This is a genomic window from Pseudomonas sp. K5002, from assembly GCF_013386655.1.
In the GTDB taxonomy this organism is placed as follows: domain Bacteria; phylum Pseudomonadota; class Gammaproteobacteria; order Pseudomonadales; family Pseudomonadaceae; genus Aquipseudomonas.
The window spans coordinates 1-3287 of sequence record NZ_JACARK010000840.1; the positions used below are offsets into that span (position 1 = coordinate 1).

The 3287-nt window shown below is 60.3% G+C and carries 4 protein-coding genes; 3 read left to right on the forward strand and 1 reads right to left on the reverse strand.

Annotated features, from left to right (window positions below; all coding sequences use genetic code 11):
* Positions 1-189: heme-binding protein (locus HX846_RS29650; RefSeq protein WP_178966735.1), on the reverse strand; the 189-nt coding region annotated here is incomplete at its 3' end.
* 267 nt (positions 190-456) lie between these two features.
* Between HX846_RS29650 and gcl the strand changes: the two genes are divergently transcribed.
* From gcl to HX846_RS29665, 3 genes are all read left to right on the forward strand, one after another.
* Positions 457-2232, forward strand: coding sequence for a glyoxylate carboligase (gcl, locus tag HX846_RS29655; RefSeq protein ID WP_063028181.1), 1776 nt, complete (start codon positions 457-459; stop codon positions 2230-2232).
* Positions 2233-2242: 10 nt separating this feature from the next.
* Entirely contained in the window at positions 2243-3025 is a 783-nt protein-coding gene (gene hyi, locus HX846_RS29660) for a hydroxypyruvate isomerase (RefSeq protein WP_003210594.1), read from the forward strand.
* Positions 3026-3136: 111 nt separating this feature from the next.
* Positions 3137-3287 (forward strand): NAD(P)-binding domain-containing protein (locus HX846_RS29665; RefSeq protein ID WP_178966737.1); only part of this gene is annotated, 151 nt, incomplete at its 3' end.

Here is a 3287-nt window from a genome sequence, read left to right on the forward strand (position 1 = left end):
CGCACCCCAGGCCTTGCCAATCGCGATCTGCGGGCGCAGCAGGCTCGCGCCATCCTCGCGCTGCAACGTTATCAAATGCCCGCCGCTGTCGAGTACCGCAACGGTCAGCGGTGCCGCCGAAATGGTGCGGCCTGCCGCGATGGCGTGGCTGGCCAGGTTGACTGCGACTTTCAAGGTTAAAGCGCTCATGGGTGCCGTCCTTATCTTGTTATGGGAAAGCCGTGGGGCTCTGTCTGATCAGAAGCTCGATCAAACAAATAGAACACAATAGATTTATTTTTTGTATACAATAATTCGAAACATACGCACCACACGTCGAAATATTCCCGTCCATAAGCCTTCCGACGAACGTAAAGGCCACCCAAGAAAATGGATTGACCTGCCCCGCTCGCCGTGAATACACTTCGGACCAACACCACTTGTATACAATTACAAAACGCAAGAGGCACCAAAACCATGAGCAAAATGAGAGCAATCGAAGCCGCTGTCCTGGTGATGCGCCGTGAAGGGGTCGACACCGCCTTCGGTATCCCGGGCGCCGCGATCAACCCGCTGTATTCGGCCTTGCAGAAGGTCGGTGGCATCGATCACGTCCTTGCTCGCCACGTTGAAGGCGCCTCGCACATGGCCGAGGGCTACACCCGCACCAAGGCCGGCAATATCGGCGTGTGCATCGGCACCTCGGGCCCGGCGGGCACCGACATGGTTACCGGCCTGTACAGCGCCTCGGCGGACTCGATCCCGATCCTGTGCATCACCGGCCAGGCGCCACGGGCACGCATGCACAAGGAAGACTTCCAGGCTGTCGACATCACCAGCATCGTCAAGCCGGTGACCAAGTGGGCGACCACCGTCCTGGAACCCGGCCAGGTGCCGTATGCCTTCCAGAAGGCCTTCTATGAAATGCGCTCCGGCCGCCCGGGCCCGGTGCTGATCGACCTGCCATTCGACGTACAAATGGCCGAGATCGAATTTGACATCGACGCCTACCAACCACTGCCCCTGGCCAAGCCTTTGGCGACCCGCATCCAGGTGGAAAAAGCCCTGGCCCTGCTGGACCAGGCCGAGCGCCCATTGCTGGTGAGCGGTGGTGGCGTGATCAACGCCGACGCCAGCGAACTGCTGGTGGAATTCGCCGAGTTGACCGGCATCCCGGTGATCCCGACCCTGATGGGCTGGGGCACGATCCCGGACGATCACCCGCAGATGGTGGGCATGGTCGGCCTGCAAACGTCCCACCGTTATGGCAACGCCACGATGTTGAAATCGGACGTGGTGCTGGGCATCGGTAACCGCTGGGCCAACCGTCACACCGGTTCGGTGGAGGTGTACACCGAGGGCCGCAAATTCATTCACGTGGACATCGAGCCGACGCAAATCGGCCGCGTATTCACCCCGGACCTGGGCATCGTTTCCGACGCCGGCTCTGCATTGACCATGTTCATTGAAGTGGCCCGCGAGTGGAAAGCCGCCGGCAAGCTCAAGGACCGCAGCGCCTGGCTCCACGATTGCCAGCAGCGCAAGGCCACCCTGCACCGCAAGACCCACTTCGACAACGTGCCGGTCAAACCGCAACGGGTGTACGAAGAGATGAACCAGGTGTTCGGCAAAGACACCTGCTACGTCAGCACCATCGGCCTGTCGCAGATTGCCGGCGCGCAGTTCCTGCACGTCTACAAACCACGCCACTGGATCAACTGCGGCCAGGCCGGCCCGCTCGGCTGGACCATTCCGGCGGCACTGGGTGTGGTCAAGGCGGACCCGACCCGCAAAGTCGTGGCACTGTCCGGCGACTATGACTTCCAGTTCATGATCGAAGAGCTGGCCGTGGGCGCACAGTTCAAGCTGCCGTACATCCACGTGGTGGTGAACAACTCCTACCTGGGGCTGATCCGCCAGGCCCAGCGCGGGTTTGAAATGGACTACTGCGTGCAGCTGTCCTTCGACAACCTCAACGCACCGGAACTCAACGGTTACGGCGTCGACCACGTGGCCGTCGCCGAAGGCCTGGGTTGCAAGGCCCTGCGGGTGTTCGAGCCGGGCCAGATCCAGCCGGCACTGCGCAAGGCTCAGGAAATGATCGAAGAATTCAAGGTTCCGGTGATCGTTGAGATTATTCTGGAACGGGTGACCAATATTTCCATGGGCACCGAGATCAACGCCGTCAACGAATTCGAAGATCTGGCACTGGTGGGCAACGACGCGCCGACTGCCATTTCACTGCTCGATTAAGGAGAACCCCATGCCGCGTTTTGCCGCCAACCTGTCCATGCTGTTTACCGAACAGGACTTTCTTGCCCGTTTCAAAGCCGCCGCCGACGCGGGGTTCAGTGGTGTGGAATACCTGTTTCCCTACGAATTCAGCTCAGCTGAAATCAAGGCGCAACTCGATGCCCACGGCCTGACCCAAGTGCTGTTCAACCTGCCGGCCGGTGACTGGGCCAAGGGCGAACGCGGCCTGGCCTGCCACCCGGACCGGGTCGAGGAGTTCCGTGCCGGGGTCAACCTGGCCATCGCCTACGCCCAGGTACTGGGCAATACCCAGGTCAACTGCCTGGCGGGGATTCGCCCGGCCGGCGTGGATGACGCGACGCTTGAAAAAACCTTCGTCGCCAACCTCAAGTACGCCGCCGACAAGTTGCAGGCGGTGGGCATCAAGCTTGTGATGGAGATGATCAACACCCGCGACATTCCGGGTTTCTATCTGAACAACACGGCGCAGGCCCTGTCGATTCGCGAGCAGGTGGGCAGTGCCAACCTGTTCCTGCAATACGACATCTATCACATGCAAATCATGGAAGGCGACCTGGCCCGCACCATGGCTGCGCACCTGGGTGAGATCAACCACATCCAGCTGGCGGACAACCCGGGGCGCAACGAGCCGGGGACCGGTGAGATCAACTACCGCTTCCTGTTCGAACATTTGGACCGCATCGGTTATCAGGGTTGGGTCGGCTGTGAGTACAAACCGTTGACCACCACCGAAGCGGGTTTGGGTTGGCTCAAAAGCCACAACGCGATCTAACTGAACAAACACAGCACCCAATGTGGGAGCGGNNCCCGCTCCCACAGTGGATCTCCTGTGTTTAGCAGGCCGCGCCAGGCCTGCACACCTAACAATAAGAGGATTTTCGTCATGGCTAAAATCGGATTTATCGGCACCGGCATCATGGGCCAACCCATGGCTGCCAACCTGCAAAAGGCCGGTCACCAACTGTTTCTTTCCGAGCATCACGGCAAGGCGCCGGCTGAACTGATCAGCGCTGGTGCGGTGGCCCTGGCCAACC